The organism is Arthrobacter melezitosi (assembly GCF_054511055.1).
Genome location: NZ_JBTNDJ010000001.1, coordinates 145,092 through 170,530, shown reverse-complemented (window position 1 = coordinate 170,530; position 25,439 = coordinate 145,092). Strand labels below are relative to the sequence as shown.

Annotated in this window: 24 protein-coding genes; 14 read left to right on the top strand and 10 right to left on the bottom strand. The window is 71.4% G+C overall.

Annotation, left to right across the window (positions count from 1 at the left end; genetic code table 11):
* Window positions 1-115 precede the first annotated feature (115 nt).
* The 5 genes from ACX80W_RS00850 to ACX80W_RS00830 all read left to right on the top strand — a co-directional run bounded on the left by ACX80W_RS00850 (window position 116) and on the right by ACX80W_RS00830 (window position 4,291).
* A complete protein-coding gene (locus ACX80W_RS00850) occupies window positions 116-1,135 on the top strand; it encodes an asparaginase (protein WP_459279554.1) in 1,020 nt (339 codons plus the stop codon).
* Window positions 1,136-1,207: 72 nt separating this feature from the next.
* Entirely contained in the window at window positions 1,208-1,618 is a 411-nt protein-coding gene (locus ACX80W_RS00845; protein ID WP_459279552.1) for a sterol carrier family protein, read from the top strand.
* A 2-nt stretch (window positions 1,619-1,620) separates the two neighbouring features.
* Window positions 1,621-3,093 carry a DUF2079 domain-containing protein gene (locus tag ACX80W_RS00840; protein ID WP_459279550.1) on the top strand — a complete coding sequence of 491 codons (1,473 nt, stop codon included), beginning with the start codon at window positions 1,621-1,623 and terminating at the stop codon, window positions 3,091-3,093.
* A gap of 19 nt (window positions 3,094-3,112) precedes the next feature.
* On the top strand, window positions 3,113-3,430 hold the full coding sequence (locus tag ACX80W_RS00835) for a hypothetical protein (protein ID WP_459279548.1): 318 nt from the start codon (window positions 3,113-3,115) through the stop codon (window positions 3,428-3,430).
* 99 nt (window positions 3,431-3,529) lie between these two features.
* The gene (locus ACX80W_RS00830) at window positions 3,530-4,291 is read left to right on the top strand and encodes a TetR/AcrR family transcriptional regulator C-terminal domain-containing protein (RefSeq protein WP_459279546.1); all 762 of its coding nucleotides are present in this window, start codon (window positions 3,530-3,532) and stop codon (window positions 4,289-4,291) included.
* Window positions 4,292-4,466: 175 nt separating this feature from the next.
* On the opposite strand, the gene ACX80W_RS00825 is transcribed toward ACX80W_RS00830, so the two are convergent.
* Window positions 4,467-5,177 carry a DUF4386 domain-containing protein gene (locus ACX80W_RS00825; RefSeq protein WP_459279544.1) on the bottom strand — a complete coding sequence of 237 codons (711 nt, stop codon included), beginning with the start codon at window positions 5,175-5,177 and terminating at the stop codon, window positions 4,467-4,469.
* A 255-nt stretch (window positions 5,178-5,432) separates the two neighbouring features.
* On the opposite strand from ACX80W_RS00825, the gene purF reads away from it, so the two are divergent.
* Both purF and purM read left to right on the top strand, forming a co-directional pair.
* On the top strand, window positions 5,433-6,989 hold the full coding sequence (purF, locus tag ACX80W_RS00820; protein ID WP_459279542.1) for an amidophosphoribosyltransferase: 1,557 nt from the start codon (window positions 5,433-5,435) through the stop codon (window positions 6,987-6,989).
* Entirely contained in the window at window positions 6,986-8,104 is a 1,119-nt protein-coding gene (purM, locus tag ACX80W_RS00815) for a phosphoribosylformylglycinamidine cyclo-ligase (RefSeq protein ID WP_459279541.1), read from the top strand. The genes purF and purM overlap by 4 nt, the downstream gene beginning before the upstream one ends.
* Window positions 8,105-8,242: 138 nt before the next feature.
* On the opposite strand, the gene ACX80W_RS00810 is transcribed toward purM, so the two are convergent.
* Complete coding sequence (locus ACX80W_RS00810) at window positions 8,243-8,479, bottom strand: DUF3073 domain-containing protein (protein WP_159619981.1); 237 nt, start codon at window positions 8,477-8,479, stop codon at window positions 8,243-8,245.
* 289 nt (window positions 8,480-8,768) lie between these two features.
* Between ACX80W_RS00810 and ACX80W_RS00805 the strand changes: the two genes are divergently transcribed.
* Window positions 8,769-10,172 carry a septum formation family protein gene (locus tag ACX80W_RS00805; RefSeq protein WP_459279539.1) on the top strand — a complete coding sequence of 468 codons (1,404 nt, stop codon included), beginning with the start codon at window positions 8,769-8,771 and terminating at the stop codon, window positions 10,170-10,172.
* A 20-nt stretch (window positions 10,173-10,192) separates the two neighbouring features.
* Here ACX80W_RS00805 and clpB read toward each other — a convergent pair whose 3' ends face one another.
* Entirely contained in the window at window positions 10,193-12,808 is a 2,616-nt protein-coding gene (gene clpB / locus ACX80W_RS00800; protein ID WP_459279537.1) for an ATP-dependent chaperone ClpB, read from the bottom strand.
* 196 nt (window positions 12,809-13,004) lie between these two features.
* Between clpB and ACX80W_RS00795 the strand changes: the two genes are divergently transcribed.
* Window positions 13,005-14,972, top strand: a complete 1,968-nt coding sequence (locus ACX80W_RS00795) for a penicillin-binding transpeptidase domain-containing protein (RefSeq protein ID WP_459279536.1) — start codon at window positions 13,005-13,007, stop codon at window positions 14,970-14,972.
* Between the two features lie 209 nt (window positions 14,973-15,181).
* Here the strand turns inward: ACX80W_RS00795 and ACX80W_RS00790 are convergent, their stop codons facing one another.
* Both ACX80W_RS00790 and ACX80W_RS00785 read right to left on the bottom strand, forming a co-directional pair.
* Complete coding sequence (locus ACX80W_RS00790) at window positions 15,182-15,583, bottom strand: YccF domain-containing protein (protein WP_459279534.1); 402 nt, start codon at window positions 15,581-15,583, stop codon at window positions 15,182-15,184.
* Between the two features lie 306 nt (window positions 15,584-15,889).
* A complete protein-coding gene (locus ACX80W_RS00785; protein WP_459279532.1) occupies window positions 15,890-17,569 on the bottom strand; it encodes a DEAD/DEAH box helicase in 1,680 nt (559 codons plus the stop codon).
* A gap of 332 nt (window positions 17,570-17,901) precedes the next feature.
* Here ACX80W_RS00785 and ACX80W_RS00780 point away from each other — a divergent pair, with 332 nt between their 5' ends.
* Together ACX80W_RS00780 and trmB are read left to right on the top strand one after the other, a co-directional pair.
* Window positions 17,902-19,140, top strand: a complete 1,239-nt coding sequence (locus ACX80W_RS00780) for a M20 metallopeptidase family protein (protein ID WP_459279530.1) — start codon at window positions 17,902-17,904, stop codon at window positions 19,138-19,140.
* An 89-nt stretch (window positions 19,141-19,229) separates the two neighbouring features.
* Window positions 19,230-20,108 carry a tRNA (guanosine(46)-N7)-methyltransferase TrmB gene (trmB, locus tag ACX80W_RS00775; protein WP_459280176.1) on the top strand — a complete coding sequence of 293 codons (879 nt, stop codon included), beginning with the start codon at window positions 19,230-19,232 and terminating at the stop codon, window positions 20,106-20,108.
* Between the two features lie 29 nt (window positions 20,109-20,137).
* Here the strand turns inward: trmB and ACX80W_RS00770 are convergent, their stop codons facing one another.
* Complete coding sequence (locus tag ACX80W_RS00770; protein ID WP_459279528.1) at window positions 20,138-20,485, bottom strand: UBP-type zinc finger domain-containing protein; 348 nt, start codon at window positions 20,483-20,485, stop codon at window positions 20,138-20,140.
* A gap of 266 nt (window positions 20,486-20,751) precedes the next feature.
* On the opposite strand from ACX80W_RS00770, the gene ACX80W_RS00765 reads away from it, so the two are divergent.
* Both ACX80W_RS00765 and ACX80W_RS00760 read left to right on the top strand, forming a co-directional pair.
* Window positions 20,752-21,360 carry an NADPH-dependent F420 reductase gene (locus ACX80W_RS00765; protein WP_459279526.1) on the top strand — a complete coding sequence of 203 codons (609 nt, stop codon included), beginning with the start codon at window positions 20,752-20,754 and terminating at the stop codon, window positions 21,358-21,360.
* Entirely contained in the window at window positions 21,357-22,289 is a 933-nt protein-coding gene (locus ACX80W_RS00760; RefSeq protein WP_459279524.1) for a DUF5996 family protein, read from the top strand. Before ACX80W_RS00765 ends, ACX80W_RS00760 begins: the two co-directional genes overlap by 4 nt.
* 21 nt (window positions 22,290-22,310) lie before the next feature.
* On the opposite strand, the gene ACX80W_RS00755 is transcribed toward ACX80W_RS00760, so the two are convergent.
* Window positions 22,311-22,991: an SDR family NAD(P)-dependent oxidoreductase gene (locus ACX80W_RS00755; protein WP_459279522.1), complete on the bottom strand. Its 681-nt coding sequence runs from the start codon at window positions 22,989-22,991 to the stop codon at window positions 22,311-22,313.
* Between the two features lie 51 nt (window positions 22,992-23,042).
* Here ACX80W_RS00755 and ACX80W_RS00750 point away from each other — a divergent pair, with 51 nt between their 5' ends.
* Complete coding sequence (locus tag ACX80W_RS00750) at window positions 23,043-23,612, top strand: DUF5655 domain-containing protein (RefSeq protein WP_459279521.1); 570 nt, start codon at window positions 23,043-23,045, stop codon at window positions 23,610-23,612.
* On the opposite strand, the gene ACX80W_RS00745 is transcribed toward ACX80W_RS00750, so the two are convergent.
* From ACX80W_RS00745 to ACX80W_RS00735, 3 genes are all read right to left on the bottom strand, one after another.
* The gene (locus tag ACX80W_RS00745) at window positions 23,584-24,282 is read right to left on the bottom strand and encodes a PspA/IM30 family protein (protein WP_459279519.1); all 699 of its coding nucleotides are present in this window, start codon (window positions 24,280-24,282) and stop codon (window positions 23,584-23,586) included. The genes ACX80W_RS00750 and ACX80W_RS00745 overlap by 29 nt on opposite strands.
* Before the next feature lie 40 nt (window positions 24,283-24,322).
* Complete coding sequence (locus tag ACX80W_RS00740) at window positions 24,323-24,886, bottom strand: hypothetical protein (protein ID WP_459279517.1); 564 nt, start codon at window positions 24,884-24,886, stop codon at window positions 24,323-24,325.
* A 126-nt stretch (window positions 24,887-25,012) separates the two neighbouring features.
* On the bottom strand, window positions 25,013-25,435 hold the full coding sequence (locus ACX80W_RS00735; RefSeq protein ID WP_459279515.1) for a heat shock protein transcriptional repressor HspR: 423 nt from the start codon (window positions 25,433-25,435) through the stop codon (window positions 25,013-25,015).
* Window positions 25,436-25,439 lie beyond the last annotated feature (4 nt).

Below are 25,439 nucleotides of genomic sequence, written 5' to 3'. Positions count from 1 at the left end.
CAGGCAGCGCGCGACGCCGCGGGCCCACCCGGTGCAAAACCGCCCGCCCCGGTGGGCGGCGGCGCGAGCGGGAAGGCGCCGCGGAAGCGGACGGCCGATAGGCAATACTTGTTCCATGCTTTCAACCTTCAGCTCCGCCGACGCCGTTGATCTCGCCGTCCTCGAGCGCAGCGGCCTGATCGAGTCCCGCCATGTGGGTTCGGCCGTCGTGCTCGCCGCCGACGGCTCGGTCGTCACGGCGCTGGGCAATGTCGAGGCGCCGATCTACCCGCGCTCGACCCTCAAGCCGTTCCAGGCCCTTGCCACCATGAAGGCCGGGGTGCCCCTGCGCGGGCCGCAGGTTGCCCTCGCCGCGGCCAGCCATGTGGGCAGCGCCGAGCACATGGACGTGGTGAAGACAATGCTCAACGCCGCCGGTGTGGGCGAGGAGCACCTCCAGTGCCCCGAGGACTGGCCGCAGGACGAGGCCGCCCGGAACCAGCTCGTCACCTCCGGCAGGGGCAAGCAGCGCATCGCGTTCAACTGCTCCGGGAAGCACGCGGGATTCCTGTGGGCGTGCACCGAGAACAACTGGGACCACGGCACCTACCTGGACCGCGCCCACCCGCTGCAGCAGAGCATCGCCGAGGTCATCGAGGAGTACACCGGGGAGGCACCAGCGCACTGGGGCGTTGACGGCTGCGGCGCCCCGGTGGCCGCGGTGTCCCTCACGGGCCTGGCCCGCGGCATCGGCCGGATCGCGAAGGCCCCCTCCGACAAGCACGCCGACGCCCGCGCCGCGACGGTGGCCACCGCGATGCTCGACTACCCCTGGGCCGTGCACGGGCGCGGCCAGGACAACTCGGTGGTGATGGAGGAGCTGAACATCCTCGCCAAGAGCGGCGCCGAGGGTGTCCTGGTCCTGGCCGCCCCGACCGGCGCCTCCCTGGCCCTGAAGGTCCTCGACGGGAACCTGCGGGCCGCCACCCTGGTGGGCCTGAGCCTGTTCGCGGCCTCCGGTGCCATCGACGCCGCGGAGGTCGGTGCGGTGCTTGACCGGGTGGTTCCGCGCGTCCTCGGCGGCGGACGCCCGGTGGGCAGCCTGCGCCTGGCCGCTCCCGTCCTGGCCCAGCTGGACGCCGGCTCGCTCAGCTGAGCCCGGGCATGCCTCCCCGGGGAGCCCCGGCGGGCGGCACCGGACGGCAGGATCGGCACCGAAAGGGACGCTATGGCACGCAGACGCATCAGCACCGAGGCAGGGCGGGCAGCCCTGCGGGCGGCGCCGGGAGGCGCCCGGGCCGACCTGGCCGCGGCCGTCCGGTTCTGCCTTGAGGAACTCTCCGAACGGGCCCCGGGCAACAGCGTTGAAGTGCGGGTGCCGCCCTTCGGGGTGACCCAGTGCGTCGAGGGACCCCGCCACACCCGGGGCACCCCGCCCAATGTCGTCGAGACCGATCCGCAGACCTGGCTGCAGCTTGCCACCGGCGCCCTGTCCTGGGGCAGCGCCGTCGCCGCGGGGAAGGTGGCGGCCTCCGGGCAGCGGGCCGACCTCGCCGCGTGGCTGCCGCTGTTCCCGCAGGGCTCCGGCGCAGCGGGCCCGGGAAGCGCCGGTCCGGGCTCCGGCACCCCGGAGGGCTGACCATGGCGCACCCCGCACCGGCACCGTCCCGGCGCCCCGGCAGGGCGGCATCCCGCCGGCGGGTTCCGTGGCGTGCGGGCAGCGTCTCCGCGGTCCGCGGCGCCGTCCGCCGCCAGCCGGGCGGGGCCTGGCTGGCCGCCGGCGCCGTCACTATCCTGTACTGCGCCTACTCCACCGCACAGTGGCACCGGCTCGAGTCGCCGTCATGGGACCTGGGGATCTTCACCCAGCTGGCCAAGGCCTACGCGGGGCTCGATGCCCCCGTCGTGCCGATCAAGGGCGAGTCCTTCAACCTGCTGGGCGATCACTTCCACCCGCTGCTGGTCCTGCTCGGGCCCGTCTACCTGCTGTTCCCTTCGGCCTTCGTCCTCCTGGTGGTGCAGAACCTGCTGTTCGGGCTCTCGGCCTTCGTGGTCGCCCGCACCGGCATCCGGGAACTCGGCCGCGCCGCCGGAACCGCCGTCGGGCTGGCCTACGGCCTGTCCTGGGGGCTGCAGTCCGCCGTCGGGGCGCAGTTCCATGAGGTGGCCTTCGCCGTCCCGCTGCTCGCCCTGAGCTGCGAGGCGGTGATCCGCCGGCGGCCCGCCGCCGCCGTCGCCTGGGGATCGCTGCTGGTGTTCGTGAAGGAGGACCTGGGCCTGACGGTCATCGCGCTCGGCCTTGTCGTTGCGGTGCGGTTCCGGCACCAGGCCGGAGCGTGGCTCGCGGCCTGGGGCGCCCTGTGGCTGCTTTTGTCCGTGAAGGTGATCCTGCCGGGCCTGAACACCGCCGGGTCCTACGACTATGCCGGCCGCGTGGACGCAGCGGCGATGCTCGCCGACCCCCTGCAGGCGGCGGCCGACTTCTTCTCCGGGGCGCCCAAGTACGAGACGGTCCTCCTGCTGCTGGCGGCCGGCGGGATCATCTTCCTGCGCTCCCCGCTGGCGCTGGTCCTGCTGCCGACCCTGCTCTGGCGCTTCGCCTCCACCGAGGAGGGTTACTGGGGACCGGGCTGGCACTACAGCGCCGTCCTCATGCCCGTCCTCTTCCTGGCCCTGGTCGACGCCGCCGCCGCGCTCCGGCGCGGCAGGCGTGCCCTGCCGCGGTTCCTCGCCGCCGCCGGACCCGCCTGCGCCGCGGCCGCCGCACTGGCCATCCTGCCCGGCCAGGCCCTGGCCGAACTCGCCGATCCGCACACGTACCGGCAGTCTCCGCGCTGGGAGGCCGCGCACCGGGTCATCGACGCCGTGCCGGGCGGGGCCAGCGTGGAAACCGGCGTGGGGCTGATGGCCTACCTCGTGCCGCGGGCCGAGGTGTACTGGATCGGCAACAGCAACCCGGCCCCCGACTTCCTCCTCGTCGACGCCCAGGACTGGAGCTGGGGTGCCGCTCCCCCGGCCGACGCCGTCGCCCATGCCGAGGAAACCTACCCCGGCTCCGCCTACACCCTGGTGTTCGATGAGGACGGATATCAGTTGGTCGAACGGACCCGCTGATCGCCGGTAGCCTTAATCCATGAGCTCCGACACCCCGCCGTCCGCCAGCCCTTCCGGGGGCCCCGCCAAGCGCCGCGAGGTGAGCGTGCGCCGCGCGCCCCGGTTCGCTCCGTTCATGCTGATCGGGGCGGTAGCCGGCTTCACCGCCGCGCTCATCATCGCCTACACGAGCCCACCCGACCCCACCCTCACCCGGGAATCGGTCCTCGGATTCTTCACCGTCGTCCTGGCCCTGCCGGGGCTGCTGCTCGGCGCCCTCGTGGTCCTCGTCCTGGACCGGCGCAGCGTGCGCCGGGCCCGCCGCTTCCAGGCCCAACTGCTGGACGACGACGCCTGAACCCGCACCCCGCCGGTGCGGGTTTCCTCCCCGTGACGCACAGGCGTACGCTGTACTCCTATTGGAGTGACCGATGAGTGCGGGAGGCGGGTTGCGACGATGACCGACACTCTTCCGGCCGGACGGCGCGAGCGCCTCAACCGGACGCGGGTGCTGCAGGCCGCGGTGTCCCTTGCCGATGAGATCGGCATCGACTCCCTCAGCATGCGCCGGCTCGCCCAGGAACTCCAGGTCGTGCCGATGGCCCTCTACAAGCACGTCGCCAACAAGGAGGAACTCCTCGACGGCATGGTCGACGTCATCGTCGGCGAGATCGAACCACCGGCGCCCGAGGCCACCTGGAAGAGCGGAGTGCGCTCGCGGGTCCTCTCGGCGCGGCGCGCCCTGCAGCGGCACCCGTGGGCGCGGCGGGCAATCGAGACCCGCACGGGCATGACCCCCGCCGTGCTGGACTACCTGGAGTCCTTTATCGGTGCGTTCCTGGCCGGGGGCTTCTCCCTTGACCTCACCCACCACGCGATGCACGCCCTCGGCGGACGCATGTGGGGGTTCACCCAGGAGCTGTTCGAGGACCCCGCCGCCCCGGCGGCTGCCACGACGGACGCCGAGCGGGCCGAGATGCTCCGGCAGGCGGCCCAGCGCTATCCGAACGTGGTGGCGATCGCGTCGGCGGTGACCCACGACGAAGGGTCCGTGGTCGGGCACGGCTGCGACGACCAGTTCGAGTTCGAATTCGCCCTTGACCTGCTGCTCGACGGCTTCGAGCGCCTCCACGCGCGCGGCTGGAGTTCCCAGGGCGCGAAGACCCGGGAGGCGGCAGCCCAGGGCACGGAAACCCAGGGCGCGGCAGCGGCCCCCTGACGCACCGCCCGGCTTGCCGCCGGAGCAGGCACTCCCCGCGGCCGGATTGCCGTCGGCGCCGGCCATCCTCGCCGCCGAAGGCGGGCCGGACGGCGGAACGGCGGGGGCCGCGCCAATGGCACAGCCCCCGCCGGTTACCTGCCCGCCGGGACGTTCCCGGCGGGTGTGCCGCGAATCAGGCGGGCACCCGATCGCCGGGGGTCCGCGCTGCCCCCAGCGCCGCTACGGCCGGGGCCCGGAAGCCCCGCGCGATCAGGTAGACGGCAAGGGACACCTCCCAGGCGAACACCGGCAGGGCTGCCACCGCCGCCCACACCGAGACCTGCTCGTAGAGGCCGAACATCTGGGCCGCGCCCGAGGCGAAGACCAGGGGCCCGCCCACCAGCCCCAGCACGGGGATGAACCGCGGCACCAGGCCGGACCGGTGGAGCAGGTAGGCCAGGAGCACGGTGTTCGTTCCGCAGATAAAACTCGGCCCGACGAGGAAGGTCCAGTTGTTGAAGGCGACCAGGGCGCTGCCCAGGGCGAGCGTGTCCGGGCCGGCCTGCGGCAGGTCCTGCCGCAGCGTCACCAGCGCCAGGAGGGCCACCACGCCGGCCGTGATCACCGCGCCCTCGAGGGTGCGCAGCGCCACGTAGCCCAGGGCGATGCCTTCGTTCTGCCGCCGGACCACCGGGAAGAGGGCAACACCGGTTCCGACGATGGCCAGCACGAGCACCACGTCGAGGAAGGCGGCCAGGACCACCAGCGACTCGGGCCCCGCGCCGGCGATGTACTCCGGATTGCCAAGCACCGGAACGTAGAGCAGTCGCGCCGCGACCGACGTGACGTGCGTAATGAGGAAGAGTACGCCGGCGACGGCGGCGGTCCTTCGCAATGAGGTCATTTTCCACTCTCTCAGGTCTGCGGCGTACGGTGTACACCATCGGAGTCCACGCTAGGTGTACGCCGTATACAAGTCAAGGGGTGGAGGGCATGTTTCCGCCCGGCCCTGCCGGAAGGGTGTCCGCGGACGGGGACGGCGGGGGCCGGCCCTGCCGCGGAGGGCACTGCGCGCCGGTCCGAGTCGGGCGGCCGCCGGGTCGGGCGCCGGACGCCGTCACGTGCAGGGGGCATATCCGGCCCGTGCGAGAATGGGTCCATGGTGCGCGGTGATGGAAAACTTACCCACGATCTTCTCCCCAACGAAAAAGGTCCCCAGGACGCCTGCGGTGTTTTCGGCGTCTGGGCCCCGGGTGAAGAGGTGGCAAAGCTGACGTACTACGGCCTGTACGCCCTCCAGCACCGGGGACAGGAGTCCGCCGGCATCGCCACCAGCGACGGCGCCCGCATCAACGTCTACAAGGACATGGGGCTCGTGTCCCAGGTGTTCGATGAGGCCACCCTCAACACGCTCACCGGCCACATCGCCGTCGGCCACTGCCGCTACTCCACCACCGGGTCCTCCCAGTGGGCCAACGCCCAGCCCACCCTCGGCGCCACCGCCATGGGCACCGTCGCCCTGGCCCACAACGGCAACCTGACCAACTCCGCCGAGCTCTACCAGATGGTCCTGGACCGGCACGGCAAGCCCCGCTCCGGGGAGATCGCCCAGGGCAACACCACCGACACCGCCCTGGTCACCGCCCTGCTGGCCGGCGACGAGGGCCGCTCGCTCGAGGAAACGGCGATGGAGCTGCTGCCGAAGGTCCGCGGCGCCTTCTGTTTCGTGTTCATGGACGAAGGAACCCTCTACGCGGCTCGGGACACCTACGGGGTGCGCCCGCTCGTCCTCGGCCGCCTGGAGCGGGGCTGGGTGGTCGCCTCGGAGCAGGCCGCCCTGGCCACCGTGGGCGCGAGCTTCATCCGGGAGATCGAGCCCGGGGAGTTCATCGCCATCGACGAGGACGGGGTGCGCTCGAGCCGCTTCGGCACCTCAACGGCCGCCGGCTGCGTGTTCGAGTACGTCTACCTGGCCCGTCCCGACGCCGCCATCGCCGGGCGCTCGGTGTACGAGTCCCGGGTGGAGATGGGCCGCCAGCTCGCCCGCGAGAACTCCGCGGAGGCCGACATCGTCATCCCCGTCCCCGAGTCGGGGACCCCCGCCGCCGTCGGCTTCGCCGAGGAATCTGGCATTCCGTTCGCCCACGGGTTCGTCAAGAACGCCTACGTGGGCCGCACCTTCATCCAGCCCAGCCAGACCCTGCGCCAGCTGGGCATCAAGCTGAAGCTCAACGCCCTCGAATCGGTCATCCGCGGCAAGCGCATCATCGTCGTCGATGATTCGATTGTCCGCGGCAACACCCAGCGGGCCGTGGTGCGCATGCTCCGGGAGGCCGGAGCCGCCGAGGTCCACGTCAAGATCTCCTCCCCGCCGGTCCGCTGGCCCTGCTTCTACGGCATCGACTTCGCCTCCCGGGCCGAACTGATCGCCAACGGCGCCGCGGTGGCCGAGATCAGCAAGTCGATCGGCGCCGACACCCTCGCCTACATCTCCGAGGACGGCATGATCGATGCCACCCAGCAGCCCCGCGAGCGGCTGTGTACCGCGTGCTTCACCGGCACGTACCCCATCGAGCTCCCCACCGCCGACCGCCTCGGCAAGAATCTCCTGGAGCGCGACCCGGCCGACCGGACCGGAGCGGACGGCTGCGAACCCGGCCCCGACAACGAATTCGAAGCTGTACTCACCGACGCAGACAGGAAAGAACGGGTATGAACCCCTCCCCCAATCCCATCACCTACGCAAGTGCAGGAGTGGACGTCGAGGCCGGTGACCGCGCCGTCGAGCTGATGAAGGGCGCGGTGAAGGCCACCCACGGCGCCGAGGTGATCGGGGGTGTCGGCGGTTTCGCCGGCCTGTACGACGTGTCGAAACTGCTCACCTACCGCAGGCCGCTGCTGGCGAGCTCCACCGACGGAGTCGGCACGAAGGTGGCCATCGCCCAGGCCATGGACATCCACGACACCATCGGATTCGACCTGGTCGGCATGGTGGTCGACGACATCGTGGTGGTCGGCGCCGAGCCGCTCTACATGACCGACTACATCGCCTGCGGCAAGGTGGTGCCCGAGCGCATCGCCGCCATCGTCCGCGGCATCGCCGCCGCCTGCTCGGTCGCCGGAACCGCCCTGGTGGGTGGGGAGACCGCCGAGCACCCCGGCCTGCTCGGGGAGAACGAGTACGACGTCGCCGGTGCGGCAACCGGTGTCGTCGAGGCCGACGGGCTGCTCGGCCCGGACCGGGTGCGGGAGGGCGACGTGGTTATCGGCATGGCCGCCTCCGGCCTCCACTCCAACGGCTATTCCCTGGTACGCCGGGTCATCAACTCGGCCGGCTGGGCCCTCGACCGCCAGGTCTCCGAGCTGGGCCGGACCCTCGGCGAGGAACTGCTCGAGCCGACGCGCATCTATGCCGCCGACTGCCTCGACCTCGCCCGCTACACCGGCGCCGCTGTGCACGGCTTCAGCCACGTGACCGGCGGCGGGCTCGCCGCGAACCTCGCCCGGGTCCTGCCCCGAGGCCTCGAGGCCACCGTTGACCGCTCCACCTGGGCGCTGCCGCCCATCTTCACCCTCGTCTCCGAACTCGGCAACGTGCCCCTGCCCGACCTGGAGCGCACCCTCAACCTGGGCGTGGGCATGGTGGCCATCGTGGGGGCCGAGGGAGCCGACGCCGCCCTGGCGCGCCTCGCCGAGCGCGGCGTCCCCGCCTGGGCCATGGGCACCGTGGGCTCAGCGGCCGGATCGGCCGCCACCGACGGACCGGACTACGTGCAGGGCGTCAAGGGCGTTGACGGCGGAGCGGTCCGGCTGGTGGGCTCCTACGCCTGAGCGGGGCCGGAAGGCCGATCCGGCCCCCGGAAACCAACGAAAGAGCGGTGCACCAGGTGCACCGCTCTTTCAATGTCCATTGCCGACCTGCTCAACACCCCCGAACCCGAAGGCCGGAATCATTGGGCACGGAGGAGGCTATCCCGTGCGTCGGGAGCCGTCTTCTCCGTCATCGTCGAATTCGTCCGCATACTTATCCGCATACTCCGAATAGTCCGGCTCCACCGGCTCCAGAGGTTCACTGCGTCGATTGGAGGCATGGCTACCGGGGCCTGTGAGCTCGCGCTGCAGTGCCGTGTAGTCGGTCGCTGGACTGAAGTACTTCATGTCCCGCGCCTGCTTGGTAGCTTTTGCCTTTTGACGGCCGCGCCCCATGGCGTGACCCCCTTTGTGCGTCGATCCGGAGGTGGTCACTGGGGCACAAAGGCCCAAGGCTGCAGCGAGGCCCCGGAGTAATTGGTCAATTTATCGTAACTATAGGTTACATGCTTTCCCGTGTGCCCGCGTGCCGTTGTGACCAGCATGACGCGCCGGCCCCGGATTGCCCGGAATGGCCGCGCGCCGCCGGTAAAGGCGGGCGCCCCAATGCCGGAAATTTGGATAGAGTTCTGCTCTGAAGGCCCAACCACGGGCGCGTGATGAAAACCCTCCGAGGAGACAACGGTTGGCTACGAAGAATCGGCAGGACGCCCAGCGTGGTCCGGAGGATCAGGGGAAACCGGACGCCGTCGGGCATGGGACCACCGCCACGAATGCCAACGCCGCGGCCCCGGCCGGCGGACCGGCTGCGGAGCCCGAACTGTCGGTGGCGGCGGATTACCTGACGCTCGCCGAACCGGTGCTCGCGCCGGCGGCCGTCAGCAGGTCCGCGGCCGAGGCCGTGGACCTCGATGAAACGGCGGCGGAGGCGCAGGCGGTGGCGAAGGAGGCCGAGGACGCCGGAACCCTCGTATCCGGCCCCCTGCCCGCTACCGCGCCGACCGTGAAGGCGGCGCCGTCGGGCACCGCGCCCGCGGGCGGCCCGGCCGGCGACGCGGCGGGCTCCCCCAAGGGTGGCGCGCCCCGCTCCGGCGGGTCCGGGGAGGGGGCACCCACGGGTTCGTCCACCCCGGACAGCCCCCGCGGGGCCGGCCCCGCGCAGGAGACGGCCCCGGCCGGGCCCACCGGGAAGCGGCCCATCGGGAAGCCGCCCACCGGGAACGCCGGCGCGGTGCGGTCCGCCGCAACCGCGGAGGACCCCGGCACGGCCGGAGCCGACGATGCCGGCGCGGACGATGCCGCGGATCCCCAGCGCGCAGCGGCCCCGGTGGCGGTCGGCGCGGGCGCGGCCCACGGCCTCCTTGCGGGAACCGACCCCGCCGCCCTCGGGATGGACTCCGCGGCCGCGCACCCGGCGGCACGGGCAGGCGCCACGGCCATCCGGACGTCCCCGGGAGCGGTGGCAGAGGTGGAGGGCGCCGCCGCCGGTGCGCCCCGGCCCTCCTGGGCGCCGGCCGGCGACACGGGCAAACCACTGGGTCCGCGGCGGGCGCGTTCGCGCGAACGCCGGGAGAAGGCACCGCGTCCGGTCGCGCTGCTCGTCCTTGGCGGCCTCGTCGTCCTGGCCCTGCTCGTCTGGGCGGCCGTCAGCCTCGTCCGAGGCCTGACCGGCGCCGGCGACCCCCAGTCGCCGGAGGATGTCCCGACAGAGGCCGGCGCCGACGGAGTCATTGCCGAGGACGTGCCGCCGTCGGTGCTCACCGCCGGACACTGCCTCCTCGATTTCACCGACATCGAAAGCGATGTCACCATCGTGACCTGTTCGACGCCCCACGGCGCCCAGCTGATCGCTTCGGAGTTCTACCCGGAGGAGGCCAAGTTCCCCGGCCGCGACCAGCTTGGGGCACGCGCCGATGCCGCCTGCGACACCGCACCGATCAACTCCGGCGTCGCCGCCAGCGCCGGCCGGATCGATCTGCTCCGCGTGACCCCCACCGAAGGCACCTGGGCCGACGGCGACCGCAGGGTTGACTGCTTCGCGGTCCTCCGGGACGGCGCAACGCTAAGCCGGAGCCTGCTCACCGAGTAGCTCCGGCCCGGCCGGCGCTGCTACGCGACGGCGCGCAGGCTCAGCCCCTCCGCCTGGCCGTCGGTGGCACCGGCGTCGGCGTCACGGTCGACCAGGACGCGGTCCCCGTCGGTGATTTCCCCGGCCAGGATGCCCCGGGCGAGCTGGTCGCCGATCTCCCGCTGCACGAGCCGGCGCAGGGGCCGCGCTCCGTAGGCGGGGTCGAACCCGGTGAGGGCCAGCCACTCGCTGGCCGCCGGCGTCACCTCGAGGGTGAGCCTGCGCTCCTGGAGCCGCTTGCCCAGCGCCTCGACCTGCAGGTCCACGATCTTCGAGAGCTCCTCGAGGCTGAGCGCGTCGAAGATGATCACGTCGTCGAGCCGGTTGAGGAACTCCGGCCGGAAGCTGGCGTTCACCGTGGCCATCACGGCCGAGCGGCGGGCGGCGTCGTCGAGCGTGGGATCCATCAGGAACTGCGAGCCCAGGTTGGACGTCAGCACCAGGATCACATTGCGGAAATCCACGGTGCGTCCCTGCCCGTCGGTCAGCCGGCCGTCGTCGAGCACCTGCAGGAGGATGTCGAAGACCTCCGGGTGCGCCTTCTCCACCTCGTCGAGCAGCACCACGCTGTAGGGGCGCCGGCGCACCGCCTCGGTGAGCTGGCCGCCCTCCTCGTAGCCGACGTAACCCGGGGGTGCCCCGACGAGCCGGGCCACCGAATGCTTCTCGGAGTACTCGGACATGTCGATCCGCACCATGGAACGCTCATCGTCGAACAGGAAGTCCGCCAGCGCCTTGGCGAGTTCGGTCTTGCCGACACCGGTGGGGCCGAGGAACAGGAAGGAGCCGGTGGGCCGGTTCGGGTCCGACACCCCGGCACGGGCGCGGCGCACCGCATCCGAGACCGAGGCGACCGCCTTCGACTGGCCGATCAGCCGGGAGCCGATGACCTCCTCCATGTGCAGCAGCTTCTGGCTCTCGCCCTGCAGCATGCGGCCGGCGGGAATGCCCGTCCAGGCCGAGATGACCTCGGCGATGTCGTTGGCCGTCACCTCCTCGGCCACCATCAGTTCGGGGGCGTCCCCGGCCGATTCCTGCTCGGCGGCCTGGGCGGCATCGAGCTCCCGCTGCACCTGCGGAATCTCCCCGTACAGGATGCGCGACGCCGTCTCCAGGTCACCCTCGCGCTGGGCCCTGTCTGCCTGGGAGCGCAGTTCGTCAAGGGACGCCTTCAGGTCGCCGACCCGGTTCAGGCCCGCCTTCTCGGCCTCCCACCGGGCGTTCAACGCCGAGAGCTGTTCCTGGCGGTCCGCCATCGTGGCCCGCAGGTCCTCGAGCCGCTCCTGGGAGGCCTCGTCAGTCTCCCGTTCCAGCGCCAGTTCCTCCATGCGCATCCGGTCGATGGCCCGGCGCAGCTCGTCGATCTCCACCGGGGCGGAGTCGATCTCCATGCGCAACCGGGATGCGGCCTCGTCGACCAGGTCAATCGCCTTGTCCGGCAGCTGCCGCCCGGAGATGTACCGGTTGGACAGGGTCGCCGCGGCCACCAGGGCGGAGTCGGCGATGGAGACCTTGTGGTGGGCCTCGTAGCGTTCCTTGAGCCCGCGGAGGATGCCGATGGTGTCCTCCACCGACGGCTCCCCCACGTAGACCTGCTGGAAGCGCCGCTCCAGCGCGGGGTCCTTCTCCACGTTCTCGCGGTACTCATCGAGGGTCGTGGCGCCGATCAGGCGCAGCTCTCCGCGGGCGAGCATCGGCTTGAGCATGTTGCCGGCGTCCATCGAGCCCTCCGAGGCACCGGCGCCCACCACGGTGTGCAGCTCATCGATGAAGGTGACGACCTGCCCGTTGGAGGACCGGATCTCCTCGAGCACGGCCTTGAGCCGCTCCTCGAATTCGCCGCGGTACTTGGCGCCGGCGATCATCGAGCCGAGGTCGAGGCTGATGAGGGACTTGCCGCGGAGGGATTCGGGCACGTCGCCTTCGACCATGCGCTGGGCGAGGCCTTCGACGACGGCCGTCTTGCCGACGCCCGGCTCCCCGATCAGCACCGGGTTGTTCTTGGTGCGCCGGGACAGCACCTGCACCACGCGGCGGATCTCGGAATCGCGCCCGATCACCGGGTCAAGCTTGCCCGCCCGGGCCAGCTCGGTCAGGTCGACGCCGAACTTCTCGAGGGCCTGGAAGGTGTTCTCCGGGTCGGCCGAGGTCACCTTGCGGTCACCCCGGACCCCGGGCAGTGCGGCCGCGAGCGCGTCACGGGAGATTCGGGCCTCGCGCAGGATCCTGCCGGCCGGGCCGGCGTCCACGGCGAGCCCGAGCAGCAGGTGCTCGGTGGAGACGAACTGGTCCCCCAGGGCCTCGGCCTCCTGCTGGGCCGCGGAGATGACCTGGAGGGCGCCCCGGGAGAACTGGGCCTGGGCCACGCTCGCGCCGGAGGAGGAGGGCAGGGCGCGGATGGCCGAGCTCGCCTGCACGCTGATGTCATCGGGCGAGGCACCGGCGGCCTTGAGCAGCGCCACGGCGATGCCCTCCCGCTGGTCCATCAGCGCCTTGAGGAAGTGTGGCGTTTCGACCTGGGCGTTGCCCGCCGTCGAGGCGTTCATCGCCGCAGCCGAGAGAGCCTCCTGGCTCTTGGTGGTGAATTTTGCGTCCATGGACCCATCCTTCGCTATCGACGATGTTCCTGCGTGGAACACCTTCCAAAACCTAAGTTGAGTGTACCTGACTCAACCTTGTGGCGCCGCAATTTATGCCCGGTTCGTTGCCAGCGAAACCGCTGGTCAGCACGCCATCCGCGGGCGTTCCAGCGGGCCGGTTCGGGGAGGGCCCGCCGTCGGCCATAATGGCCCGATGGGGAAATTTCATCGACTGACCGCCGTGCTGACCACCGCCGTCCTGGCGGCCTCGCTTGCGGCGTGCGCCGACGACCGGCCGACCGCCGAGGATGCCGCAAAGAAGCTTGCCGCGGGCCTGGCCGAGCTCGACGTCGCCGGCTCGGCCTTCACCGTCGTCAGGGCCGGGGATGTCACCACGGATCTGGGCACGATCACCCAGGCGCTGGCACCGCTCAAGCCCAGGGTCGCCGTGGACGGTGTGGAGTCGACCGGCGACGACACGGCCACCGCCACCCTGGACTACGTGTGGGACATCGACAGTACGGACACCGACTGGACCTACTCGACGTCTGTGGAGCTCGCCCGGGTGGAGGACGAGTGGCAGGCCGCATGGGACCCATCCATCTTCGTCCCGAAGCTCCGCGTCGATGAGCGCCTTGCTCGTGATGAAATCCCTGCCGACCGGGGCGACATCACCGGCACCGATGGCGAGGTGCTCGTCACCCAGCGCCCGGTCCTGCGGGTGGGTATCGACAAGACCCTCATCCCCGCGGAGGGGCACGATGCCGCCGCCCGCGCCCTCGCCGCACTCATGGAGATCGATCCGGCGTCCTACGCGGAGCAGGTGGCCGCCGCCGGCGCGGAGGCGTTCGTCGAGGCCATCGTGCTGCGCCAGGACTCCCCGCTCGCGGCCGACCGCGCCGCCCTCGAGGCCATTCCGGGGGCAATGTCCATTCCGGAGTTCCGCGAACTGGCTCCGACCCGGACCTTCGCCCGTGAACTGCTGGGCACCGTCGGGGAGCCCACCGCCGAGTTGATCGAGCAGTCCGGCGGAAAGCTCAAGGCCGGGGACATCACGGGCCTCTCGGGCCTGCAGCGGGAGCACAACGAGCTGCTCGCCGGAACCCCCGGCATCATGATCACAGGGCTCATCGGGGAAGGTGACGCCCTGCGGTCCCAGACGCTGTTCGCCAAGTCGCCAGTGAATGGAAAGGCGCTGGCCACGACGCTCGACGTGGACCTGCAGGCCCTCGCCGAGAACACCCTTGCCGAGGAACCCTCGGCGTCCTCGATCGTCGCCATCCGCCCCAGCACCGGGGAGATCCTGACCGCGGCCAACGGGCCCGGCAGTGAGGGCCTGCCCACCGCGCTGCTCGGTCAGTATCCGCCCGGGTCCACCTTTAAGATCGCGACCACCCTCGCGCTGCTGCGCAAGGGCCTCACGCCGGAGTCCCCCACCGAATGTCCCGCCGAGCTCACCGTCGACGGGCGCACCTTCAACAATGCGAGCACCTACCCGGCGCAGTTCAGCGGGACGATCCCGCTGCTCCAGAGCTTCGCCCAGTCGTGCAACACCGGGTTCATTTCGAACCGCGACGAGGTCTCCCAGCAGGAACTCGCCTCCGCGGCGGCGGACCTCGGCATCGGGGTCGAGGCGTCGATCGGGACGCCCGCCTTCTTCGGCGCCGTGCCCGCCGAGGCCGAGGGCACCGCCCACGCCGCGTCGATGATCGGTCAGGGCGAGATCCTCGTCTCGCCGCTGGCCCTGGCCACCATGGCGGCAAGTGTCGGCAAGGGCGCTAGGGTGACCCCCACGGTGCTGGCGGGCGGGCAGGACGCTGAGGCGCCGTCGGCCTCGTCGTCGGCGTCCCCGTCAGCCGGGCCTTCTGAGGATGCCTCCGCCTCGGTCAAGCCGGCGGAACCGAGCAAACTGACCGCGGAGGAGGCTGCCACCCTGCGGACCCTGATGCGCGCGGTGGTCACCGAGGGCGGCGCCGGCATGCTCGCCGGTGTCCCAGGCGAGCCCGTGCAGGCGAAGACCGGCACGGCGGAGTTCGGCAGCGAGACTCCGCCGCGCACCCACGCGTGGATCGTCGCGCTGCAGGGTGACCTCGCCGTCGCCGTCTTCGTCGAGGAGGGCGAGCTGGGCTCGACCTCGGGCGGGCCGCTGATGGAGGCATTCCTCCGGGGCGCCGCCTCCTAGGCTCCAACCTGACCGCCGAAACGGCAGCTCACGCTGTGATGCCGCCTAAGCGTGGTCAGCTGCGAACTCGAGGGACGCCCCGTCCAGAAGCTTCACCGAAACCACAGCTGACCACGTTTTGATCCCCCGGGAGGGTGGTTAGGTGCGAACTCGACGGGGGCTCGGGGCACGGACCGGCCCGGGAGTTCTAAGCGCTGCCCGGTCCGGCTTCAGCGGTACTCGGGAATCCGGGTGCCGCGCGTCTCCACGATGACCTTGCCCAGCGGCATCAGCGACACCGGGATGAGCTTGAGGTTGGCGATGCCGAGGGGAATTCCTATGATGCTGACGAACATGGGGATCGCCGTCAGTACATGCCCGATGGCGATCCAGATGCCCGCGACGAGCAGCCAGATGATGTTGCCCAGGGTGGAGAAGAAGGACACCCTCCCGCCGCGGTCCACCACGGTGCGCCCGAACGGCCACAGGGCGTAGACGCCGATCCGGAATGAGGCGATCCCGAAGGGGATCGTGACGATCAGGAGGCAGCAGAGGATCCCGGCGGCGAAGTAGCCGAGGGCCAGCCAGATACCGCCGAAGAGCAGCCAGATCAGGTTCAGGAGTATGTTCATGGGCTCATTGTCGCGCATCGCCGGGCGCAGCGTCCGGGGATCTGCTCCGCGGCCCCTCGGCTCCGCCGAAACTGCAGCTCACCACGCTTCAACCCCGCGGAAGCGTGGTCATCTGCCAACTCGGCGGAAGCCCCGCACCCATGGACGCGCCCCCAACACCTTCCCCGAAACTGCACCTCACCACGCTTTCACGCCCCCAAAGCGTGGTGAGGTGCCAACTCGGCGGAAGCCCCACGCAGCAGAAAGGCCCCCTCCCGTGAGGGAAGGGGCCTTTCAGTTGGATCGGCTGTGCTCGATCAGCGGAGCTTAGCGCGTGCGGCGGTCGTTCGACGCCGGGGCACTCGCCCTGCGCGAGCCACCGGTGCGCCCGGCACTGGCGGGACGGCCTGCGGCGGCCGGCGCGTGGCTGCGCTGGCCCGAGCCCGAGGCAGCTCCCCCGGAGGCGGCCGGACGGCGCGGGGCGACGTCCGCGGCGCGCTGGCCCGTGGCGGGACGGCGGCTGCGGGTTCCGGCCGTGTCGGCGGCCGGGCGGCCCTCGGCGGAGCGGCGGCGGCCTGCGCCGGCACCTGCCCCTGCCTCGGTGCCGAAGCGGGGAGCCTGCGGCTGGTCCTTGCGGCGGTCGGCCCGGTTGCCCTGGGCAGGCGCCTCGGCGGCGACGCGTCCGCGGCCACCACGGCCGCCGCGTCCACCGGCTGCGGGCGCTGCGGCGCCTCGGCGGGCGCGCTTGCGCTGGGCGTTGGCTCCGGTGGAGGTCCCCTCGCCGCGGGCGGTGTCGCGCTGGGCGATCAGTGCGGCGCGGGTGCGCGGATCGACCTTCTCCGCAACCTCGCCGATCAGCTTGCCGACCAGGGGCGAGGTGGCCTTGACGTTCTCGAAGGCGACGTCGACGCCGGCGGCGCGCATCAGCTTCTGCACCTCGGACTTCTGCTCCGGCAGGGTGATCGTCACCACGGTGCCCGAGGAACCGGCCCGCGCGGTGCGGCCCGAGCGGTGCAGGTACGCCTTGTGCTCGGTGGGCGGGTCGACGTGGACGACGAGCTCGACGTCGTCAACGTGCACGCCACGGGCGGCGACGTCGGTCGCCACGAGGACGCGCACGTCGCCGCTGGAGAACTCCGCGAGGTTCCGGTCGCGGGCGTTCTGCGACAGGTTGCCGTGCAGGTCGACGGCGGGGATGCCGGCGTCGGTGAGGGTCTTGGCCAGCTTGCGGGCGTGGTGCTTGGTGCGCATGAACAGCAGGCGGCGCCCGGTGCCGGAGGCCAGCTGCACGATGAGCTGCTTCTTCTGGGTCTGGTCGCCGATGAGCAGCACGTGGTGCTCCATGGTGGTCACCGCGGCCTGCGGGTCGTCGACCGAGTGGGTGACGGGCTTGCTCAGGTACCGGTTGACGAGCTTGTCCACGCCGTTGTCGAGCGTCGCCGAGAACAGCAGGCGCTGGCCCTCGGTGGGCGTGGTGTCCATGATCTTCTTCACGACGGGCAGGAAGCCCAGGTCGGCCATGTGGTCGGCCTCGTCCAGGATGGTGATCTCCACCGATTCGAGCGTGATGAGCTTCTGGCGCATCAGGTCCTCAAGGCGGCCGGGGCACGCGATGACGATGTCGACGCCGGCGCGCAGCGCCTTCTCCTGGCGCTGCTGGGAGACCCCGCCGTAGATGACCGTGGTGTTCAGGCCCAGCTCGTTGGCGAGGGGCTCGACGGTGTTGTTGATCTGCGTGGCCAGCTCGCGGGTCGGGGCGAGGACCAGGGCCAGCGGGCGTCCGGGCTTGCGCCGGTAGGCGGCTTCCTGCTCGGCGAGGCGGGACACCATCGGAAGGGCAAAAGCGAGGGTCTTTCCCGAGCCGGTGCGGCCGCGGCCAAGGACGTCGCGCCCCGCGAGGGTGTCGGGGAGGGTCTTGACCTGGATGGGGAAAGGTTCGGTGATTCCCTGCGCGGTCAGGTTCGAAACCAGCGCTTTGGGCACACCAAGGGCGGCAAAAGTAGTCATGTATATACACGAACTTTCTTCTCATCTTCCCCGGCGCCGGTTGGCACAGGGGTTCGCCGAAGAAAAGTCAGACAGTGTCCACCGCGCTTCCATACCGGAAGCTGGATGCGGGACAAAAGAAAGCGCTCATCGACGCAGGCTGCGGGTATCGGGGCCGTCTCCGGCCTCCGGGATACGCAGGCATGTCCTTCAACCCTACCAGCCGGAGCGGCCTCCGCCTGACACGGGGCCTCCGGGCGGCTGCGCACCCTCCCGTTTTGGGCACCCGTCTGCGAGGGTGGGAGGACCCCTACCGGGGTCACCGTCCGCCACCACCCACCGGGAGGCCTCCCATGCCCGCTACCCCCGCCAGCCTGCTCGACGAGGCACGCCAGCTCCACGGCGGCCTCACCGACCTGCGGCACCGGCTCCACCGCGAACCGGAGATCGGGCTGTCGCTGCCGCGGACCCAGGAGAAGGTCCTCGAGGCCCTCGAGGGCCTGCCGTACGAGGTCACCCTGGGCGCGGAGGCAAGCTCCGTCACCGCCGTCCTGCGCGGCACCGCCGCCTCGGCCGGCCGGCGGCCCGCGGTCCTGCTGCGGGGGGACATGGACGCCCTGCCGCTTCAGGAGCGCAGCGGGGTGCCGTTCGCCTCCACCGTGGACGGCGTGATGCACGCCTGCGGGCATGACCTGCACACCTCGATGCTCGCCGGAGCGGCCGGCCTGCTCGCCGCGCACCGGGACGAGCTGGCCGGCGACGTCGTGCTCATGTTCCAGCCCGGGGAGGAGGGCTACGACGGCGCGGCGGTGATGATCCGTGAAGGCGTCCTCGAGGCCGCCGGGCGCCTGCCCGATGCGGCCTACGGGCTCCACGTCACCTCCGCGCTGCTGCCCAACGGCATCTTCGCCAGCAGGGCCGGCACGCTGATGTCGGCCTCCGACGGACTGATGGTGACCGTGCGCGGGGCCGGCGGCCACGGGTCGTCGCCGCATACGGCGAAGGACCCGGTCACCGTGGCCGCCGAAATCGTCACGCAGCTGCAGGTCCTGGTGACCCGGCAGTTCAATATGTTCGATCCGGTGGTGATCTCCGTCGGGGTCCTTCGGGCGGGCACGAAGCGGAACATCATCCCGGATACCGTGCGGATCGAGGCCACCGTGCGGACCTTCTCGGCGGAGAACCGGGAAAAGATGGCGGCCATCGCCCCGCGCCTGGTGCGCGGCATCGCCGAGGCACACGGCCTTGAGGCCGAAGTCGATTACCAGACCGAGTATCCGCTGACGGTGACGAACTTCTCGGAGACCGTCCATGCGCAGGAGCAGGTCGCCGCGCTCTTCGGGCCGGGCCGGTACACGGAAATGCAGCAGCCCCTGAGCGGGTCCGAGGACTTCTCGCGCATCCTGGAGGCGGTCCCCGGAACCTTCGTCTTCCTCGCGGCCACTCCCCCGGGCGCAGACCCGCAGCGGGCGCCGTTCAACCACTCGCCCCTGGCGGTGTTCGACGACAACATCCTGGCCGACGGCGCCGCCCTGTACGCGCAGCTGGCGCTGTCGCGGCTGGCCTCGCTGGCGGGGGCAGGCATCGGCTGAGGGTTCGGGTGCCGGCATGCCGCCCGGTAGCCTTGTGGGTGATGAGCACCGAGCCCAACGCCCAGGCAGCCGCCCCGGCGGAACCCGAAATGTCCGATCTTCCCGCGCCGCCGCGCACACAGCCCGTCTCCTTCGTGCGGCGCGGCTCCCGCCTGCAGGGCCGCCGGCGGGACGCCTGGGCCGAGCTCGCCGGGGACTACCTCATCGACGTGCCGCGGGTCTCCGCCGACACCTCGGTGGACCCGGACTACCGGTTCGACGCCGCCGCGGCCTTCGGCCGGCACGCCCCCCTCGTGGTGGAGGTCGGCTCCGGTCTCGGCGAGGCGATCACGCACGCGGCGGAACTGCACCCCGACCGGAACTTCCTCGCCCTGGAGGTCTACCGCCCCGGGCTGGCGCAGACGATGCTGCGGATCAGCCAGAAGGGCCTGGACAACGTCCGGGTGGCCCAGGTCAACGCCCCCGAGGCCCTGGCGGGAATGCTCGGCCCTGCCTCGCTGAGCGAACTCTGGGTCTACTTCCCCGACCCGTGGCACAAGGTGCGCCACCGCAAGCGGCGGCTGGTGAAGGAGAGCTTCGTGGAGCTTGCCGCCCGGGTGCTGGAGCCCGGCGGACTGTTCCGCCTTGCCACCGACTGGTCGGACTACGCGGTGCAGATGCGCACGGTCCTCGACGCGTCGCCGATGTTCACCAACGTCCATGCAGGCGAGCGCACCGGGGCCCTCAGCCCCCTCACCCAGGTGTGGGAGAGCGGCGTGGAATCCGTCGTCGGCGGCGCCCCGGTCCGTGAGGGCAGGGACCCGGTGAGCACCGGCAACACCGGGGTCAACGAGGGCACCGACACCCTCGGCGGGTGGGCTCCCCGGTTCGAGGGCCGCCCGCTGACGAGCTTCGAGAACAAGGCCCTTGAGGCCGGGCGCATGGTCTTCGACCTCACCTACCGCCGCAGCGGACCGCCCGCGGCATAGGGTGCGGCCCGGCGCCGGGCGGGAGCCCGCTAGTGGAGTTTGGTGACCCAGTTGCTCGGGACGGCCTCCGCCGGCCCCGGCACGCTCTGGCTCAGCGGGCGGTGCTCGGGCGGGGCGAGGGCCGGCCCCGCCACATAGGTGCTGGTTTGATAGTTCCAGAACCAGTCCTCCCCCGGCTCGAAGGAACGGATGACGGGGTGTCCGGTCTCCGCCGCGTGCCGGCTGGCGTGCTGGGAGGGCGATGAGTCGCAGCACCCGATGTGCCCGCACTGGGCGCACCGGCGCAGGTGCAGCCACCATCCGTTCGTGCCAAGGCACTCGGCGCAGCCGGTACCGGAAGGCGCCGCCGAGGGGATTATTCCTGTCGCTTCGCTCATCCGCGTGCATCCTTCCCTGGTCCGGGCCGGGCGGCTCCATCCGCCAGGGCCGCCGTCGTTCAGTTCTACACCGGGCCGGCGGCGGGAGGCCATACCTGGTTCCCGTATGACGCACCGCATCGGCCGCGTAGTGATTCGCCTCAATCTTTACCCTGCCCGCCAACGGGCATACATTCGGGGCAGCGCGGACACTCCACCCGCCCAGCGGCCGCGCCGCACCGCCGCATCGCGGCCGTGCTTCCTGACCTATCGAGCGAGGAACGTCAGTGAAAATATCAGTCCTTGGAACGGGAAATGTGGGATCGGCCCTGGCAGACGGCTTCCGCGCAGCGGGCCACGACGTCGTCCTCGGCGCCCGGAACCCTGAAGGAAAAGAGGGCTTCGCCACGAAGGTGGTGGGCCTGCAGGAGGCGATCGCTTCGGGCGAGGTGGTCCTCTCGGCCCTTCCCGGGCATGCGGCCCAGGACATCCTGGGTCCGTTCGGCGACGCCCTCGCCGGGAAGCTCCTGATCGACGTCGGCAACGCCTTCACCCCGGCCTTCGAGCTTGCCTATCCCGATGCCAGCCTGGGCGCCGCGCTCCAGGCGCAGTTCCCCGACACCCGGGTGGTGAAGACCCTGAACACCATGCCGGTCGCCGCAATGACCGGGGCCCAGTCGCGGGCCGCGGAGACCACGGTGTTCCTGTCGGGCAATGACTCGGCGGCGAAGGAGACGGTGGGCGGACTCCTCTCCGACCTCGGCTGGAACAGGGAGCACCAGGTCGACCTCGGGGATATCTCCACCGCCCGCAGCGCCGAGCACTATATCTTTCTGTCCTTCAACCTCATGTCCTCCCTCAATGCCCAATCCTTCAATATCAAGGTAGTGGCGTGACCGCCTGGCCCGCCCTGCGCGTCGATGACTGGTCCGCGACCCGCACCACGCTTCACATGTGGCTGCAGATCGTGGGCAAGATCCGCATGGCCCACGCACCGATGGTGAACCACTGGTGGCAGGTTCCCCTGTATGTGACCCCACGGGGCCTTGGCACCTCGACCGTTCCGTGCGGGTTGGCGACCTTCGACATCGAGTTCGACTTCGTCGCCGATACCCTCCGGGTGCGCCACAGCGGCGGTGGAGAGGGCAGCGTGGCGCTTGAGCCTAAGTCCGTCTCCCAGTTCTACGGCGAGCTCACCGCGGTGCTCGAGGAGCTGGAGATTCCGGCCCCGATCCGCCCCATCCCCAACGAGGTGGATCCGGCCGTGCCGTTCGCGGAGGACCACGACAACCGGTCCTACGACCACGACGCCGTCCACCTGTTCTGGCAGCAGCTCATCCATGCCGACAGGGTGCTGCAGGGGTTTCGATCCTCCTTTGCGGGCAAGGTGAGCCCGGCACACTTCTTCTGGGGCGGGATGGACCTGGCCTGTACCCGGTTCTCGGGCAGGCCCGCTCCCCCGCATCCGGGAGGGGTCCCCAACTGCCCCGACTGGGTCATGGTCGAGGGATACTCCCACGAGCTGTGGAGCAGCGGCTTCTGGGCCGGCGGCTCCCCCGAGGGCTCCTTCTACACCTACGCGTACCCGGAGCCGGACGGCTTCCGGAACGCACCCGCCGGGCCCCGGGAGGCCTCCTACCGGGAGGACCTCGGCCTGTTCCTGCTCCCCTACGACGCCGTGAGGCGCTCGGCGGACCCCGACGCAATGGTCCTTGAGTTCCTCCAGGCAACGTACGCGGCGGCCGCGGACGCGGCCGGCTGGGAGCGCTCCGCCCTGGAGGCCGACCCGGATCGCCTGCTGCGGCCGGCGCCGCGGGGCACCTGATCGGCGGCCGGAAGCACCGGCTCAGAATGCGGTGGAGGCCAGGTCCTTCTCGCCCTCGGCCATGGCGGTGATGATGCGCTCCGCAACGGCTTGGGGGTCCTTGCCCTGCGGCAGCCGCGGAGCGGTGCCCGCAAGGGTCCGCCCGGTCAGGCCGGTTTCCGTGTGCGGGGGCCGTACGTCCAGCACCCGGGAGCCCTGGCGGCGCAGTTCAAGGCCGAGCGCCTTGCCGTAGGCGCTCAGTGCCGCCTTGGTCGCGGAGTAGGCGGCCATCCCCGCGGTGGGCCGCTCGGCAACGACGGCGCTGAGCTGGACGACGACGGAGTCCTCGGCCAGCCGCGGCGCCACCTCGCGCATCAGCCGCATGTACCCGAGGAGGTTCACCAGCATCAGCTCGTCCAGGGTGTCGTCGTCGACCTCCGCGGCCGGCCCAAAGGCCACCACGCCGGCGGCGAAGACGACGCCGTTCAGTTCCCTGCCGTAGGCCGCCGCCGCAATGTCCGAGGGGGCACTTAGCCGGCCGAGGTCGGCCGCGACGGTGCCGGCGGCGGCGCCGCCCAGCTCTCCGGCCAGGGCTGCCAGCTTGGCCTCCGACCGTCCGCTCAGGGTCAGCAGGGCGCCCCGGGCGGCAAGGCCGCGCGCGAGCGCGGATCCCAGCACTCCGGTGGCACCGACGACGAGGAAGTGGGATCCGTTCAGCTCCATGCGGCGAGTGTACCAACGCGGGGTGGAGGGCGGTCCGGCTACGCTGGGGGAATGGGCGAGATCAAGACCTGGCAGGCGATGGCCGATACGAATGCCGAACGGCTCCAGCGCACCACGGGCCGCAGCGTCGAGGAGTGGGTGCAGGCCGCCCGCGGCGCGGGCGTCGACTCCCGGGCGGCGCTGGCGGCCTGGCTGAAGGCCCAGGGGGTGGCCGGCTACAGCCTGATGAGCGTGGACTGGGCGATGTTCGGCTACCCGGACTTCATCCTCAGTTCCGTGGACGAACTGTACGAGGGCCAGTACGCGGACCGGCCGGCGCTGCGCCCCATCGGGGACCGGCTGCTCACCTGGGCGCTCGGGGCCGACGGCGTCGAGGTGCAGATGCGCAAGACCTACATTTCACTGCAGACGGCGCGCCGGAAGTTCGCGCAGGTCACTCCGGCGACAAAGTCCGCCGTCGACGTGTTCCTGCGCTTCGCCCACCCGGATGATGCCCGGGTGGAACCGGTGCGGGCAGCCAGGGACGATCCGTTCCAGTGGCGGGTCCGGCTGCGCAGTGTCGACGAGATCGACGACGCGGTGCTTGGGACCCTTACTGCGGCCCGGGACGATAGCCTCTAGCCCGTTGCTCCTTGAGCCGGGCCAGTTCCTGGCGGGCGGCCGCGTCGGCCTCGAGCTCCTCGAACGCCTCCTGGACCCGCTGGGACGAGGGGTCCGACCAGGCCAGTTCCTCACGGGCCGCGGCGAGGGCCTGCAGGCGGCGCACCTCCCGCTCGGCCTCCCGGGCGGCGAACTCCCCGCCCCCGATCGGGCCCGCCGAGGAGCGCAGCGCCTCCTGGGCCCGCACCGAGGCCTCGGCCGCTGCCTGCTGGGCCAGCAGGGCCTGGTGCCGGAGCCAGCTGTCGGACATCCGCTCCTCGAGGCGCGCGACGTCGGCGGCAAGCCGGCGGGCCTGCACGTCGGTCTCCTGCAGCTGCCCGCCGAGGGCCTGCAGGTGCTTCGCGGCACCCAGCTGGGCACGCAAGGCTTCCCGGGCGGCGTCGTCATCGCCGCGGGCGACGGCGGCGGCCGCCTGTGCCTCGAGGTGGCGTACCCGCGCGGCGGCATCGCCGGTAAGGATTTCGAGGCGCCGGCGGTGCGCGGCGACGTCGGCGGCTCCCCGCCGCGCCTGGTCCAGGGCCGCGTGCTGGGCCCGCTGGGCGTTGGCGGCGACCACCAGGGGGTCCTCGACGGGCTGGGCGGCGGCCTTGTTGGCGCGGATGATCCGGGAGATGCGCCGGGGAAGGGACATCGCTGCCCTGCCCGGGCCTAGGAGCGGCGGAGAGGCGCCGTCATGACGCCCTCCGGACCCCGTAGGCGGTGAGCCAGGAATGCATGGCGCTGATCTCCATGGTCAGCCGGGCGCCGCTGCGTTCCAGCTCGAGCCGGTCCATTGAGCCCGAACCCCGCAGCAGGCAGCGCCGGAGGTCCACCGAGAGTCCCTCGAGGGCGCGCACGTGGCCGGTGAGGTCCGCCGTCAGTTCCCGTTTCAGGGCCCGGTTCGGCTCCCGGTCGGCCATGCGCAGCTGGTCCCCGACGGCGGCGGCGGCCCGCTCAAGCTCTTCGGCGGCGGCGGGCAGGTTCCCCACCGGCCAGCCGCGCTGCACGGCCTCGGCGAGGGCCCGCCGGTTGGCCTGGTTGGAGCGGCGGAGCTCCAGGGCCAGCCGGGCCGGTTCCCGCACGGTGCGGTCCATGGCGAGGGAATGGAACGTCAGGACGCCGTTGTCGGCCGCGCGCCGGACAATGCCGGAGCGCCGGAGCCGCCGGACCGCGAGCCAGACCAGCGCGGTGGAGGTCAGGCCCATGAGGAGCAGGATGGTGCCGAAGATCGCCAGCAGCTGGAGGATCGCGTCCATCAGCGGTGGGTCCTCGGAAAAAGGCGGGGGGAGCGCGGCATGCCTCTAGTCTGCACTGCGGGTGCGGCGATTTCCAGATCTTGCCCGGAGGCAATCGGCCGGGCGGCCGGGGAACGGGCCGGCGGATCAGTTGCCGGCGCTGTCGGGGCGCCAGACCATCAGCGCCTGGCTGCGCGCACGCGGGCGCTGGCCCCGGGCCAGGGTGACGACGTCGCCGGCCAGTCCCGCGGCGAACACCCGGCTGGGATCGGGCTGTCCCCGGCGCTGGGCCAGTTCGGAGCTCAGCTCCCTGACCCGCTGCTGAAGGGCCGAGACCTGGTTCTCGAGTTCGAGGATGCGCCGGATCCCTTCGAGGGAGACCCCCTCGTGGGACAGCCGCTGGATCTCGCGGAGGGTGCTGACGTCCTTCTGCGAGTACCGCCGGGCGCGCCCGGGTGCCCGGCTCGGCGTGACCAGTCCGAGCCGGTCGTACTGGCGCAGGGTCTGCGGGTGCATCTCCGCCAGCTCGGCGGCGACCGAAATGACGTAGATCGGCATTGTGGTGTCCATAGTG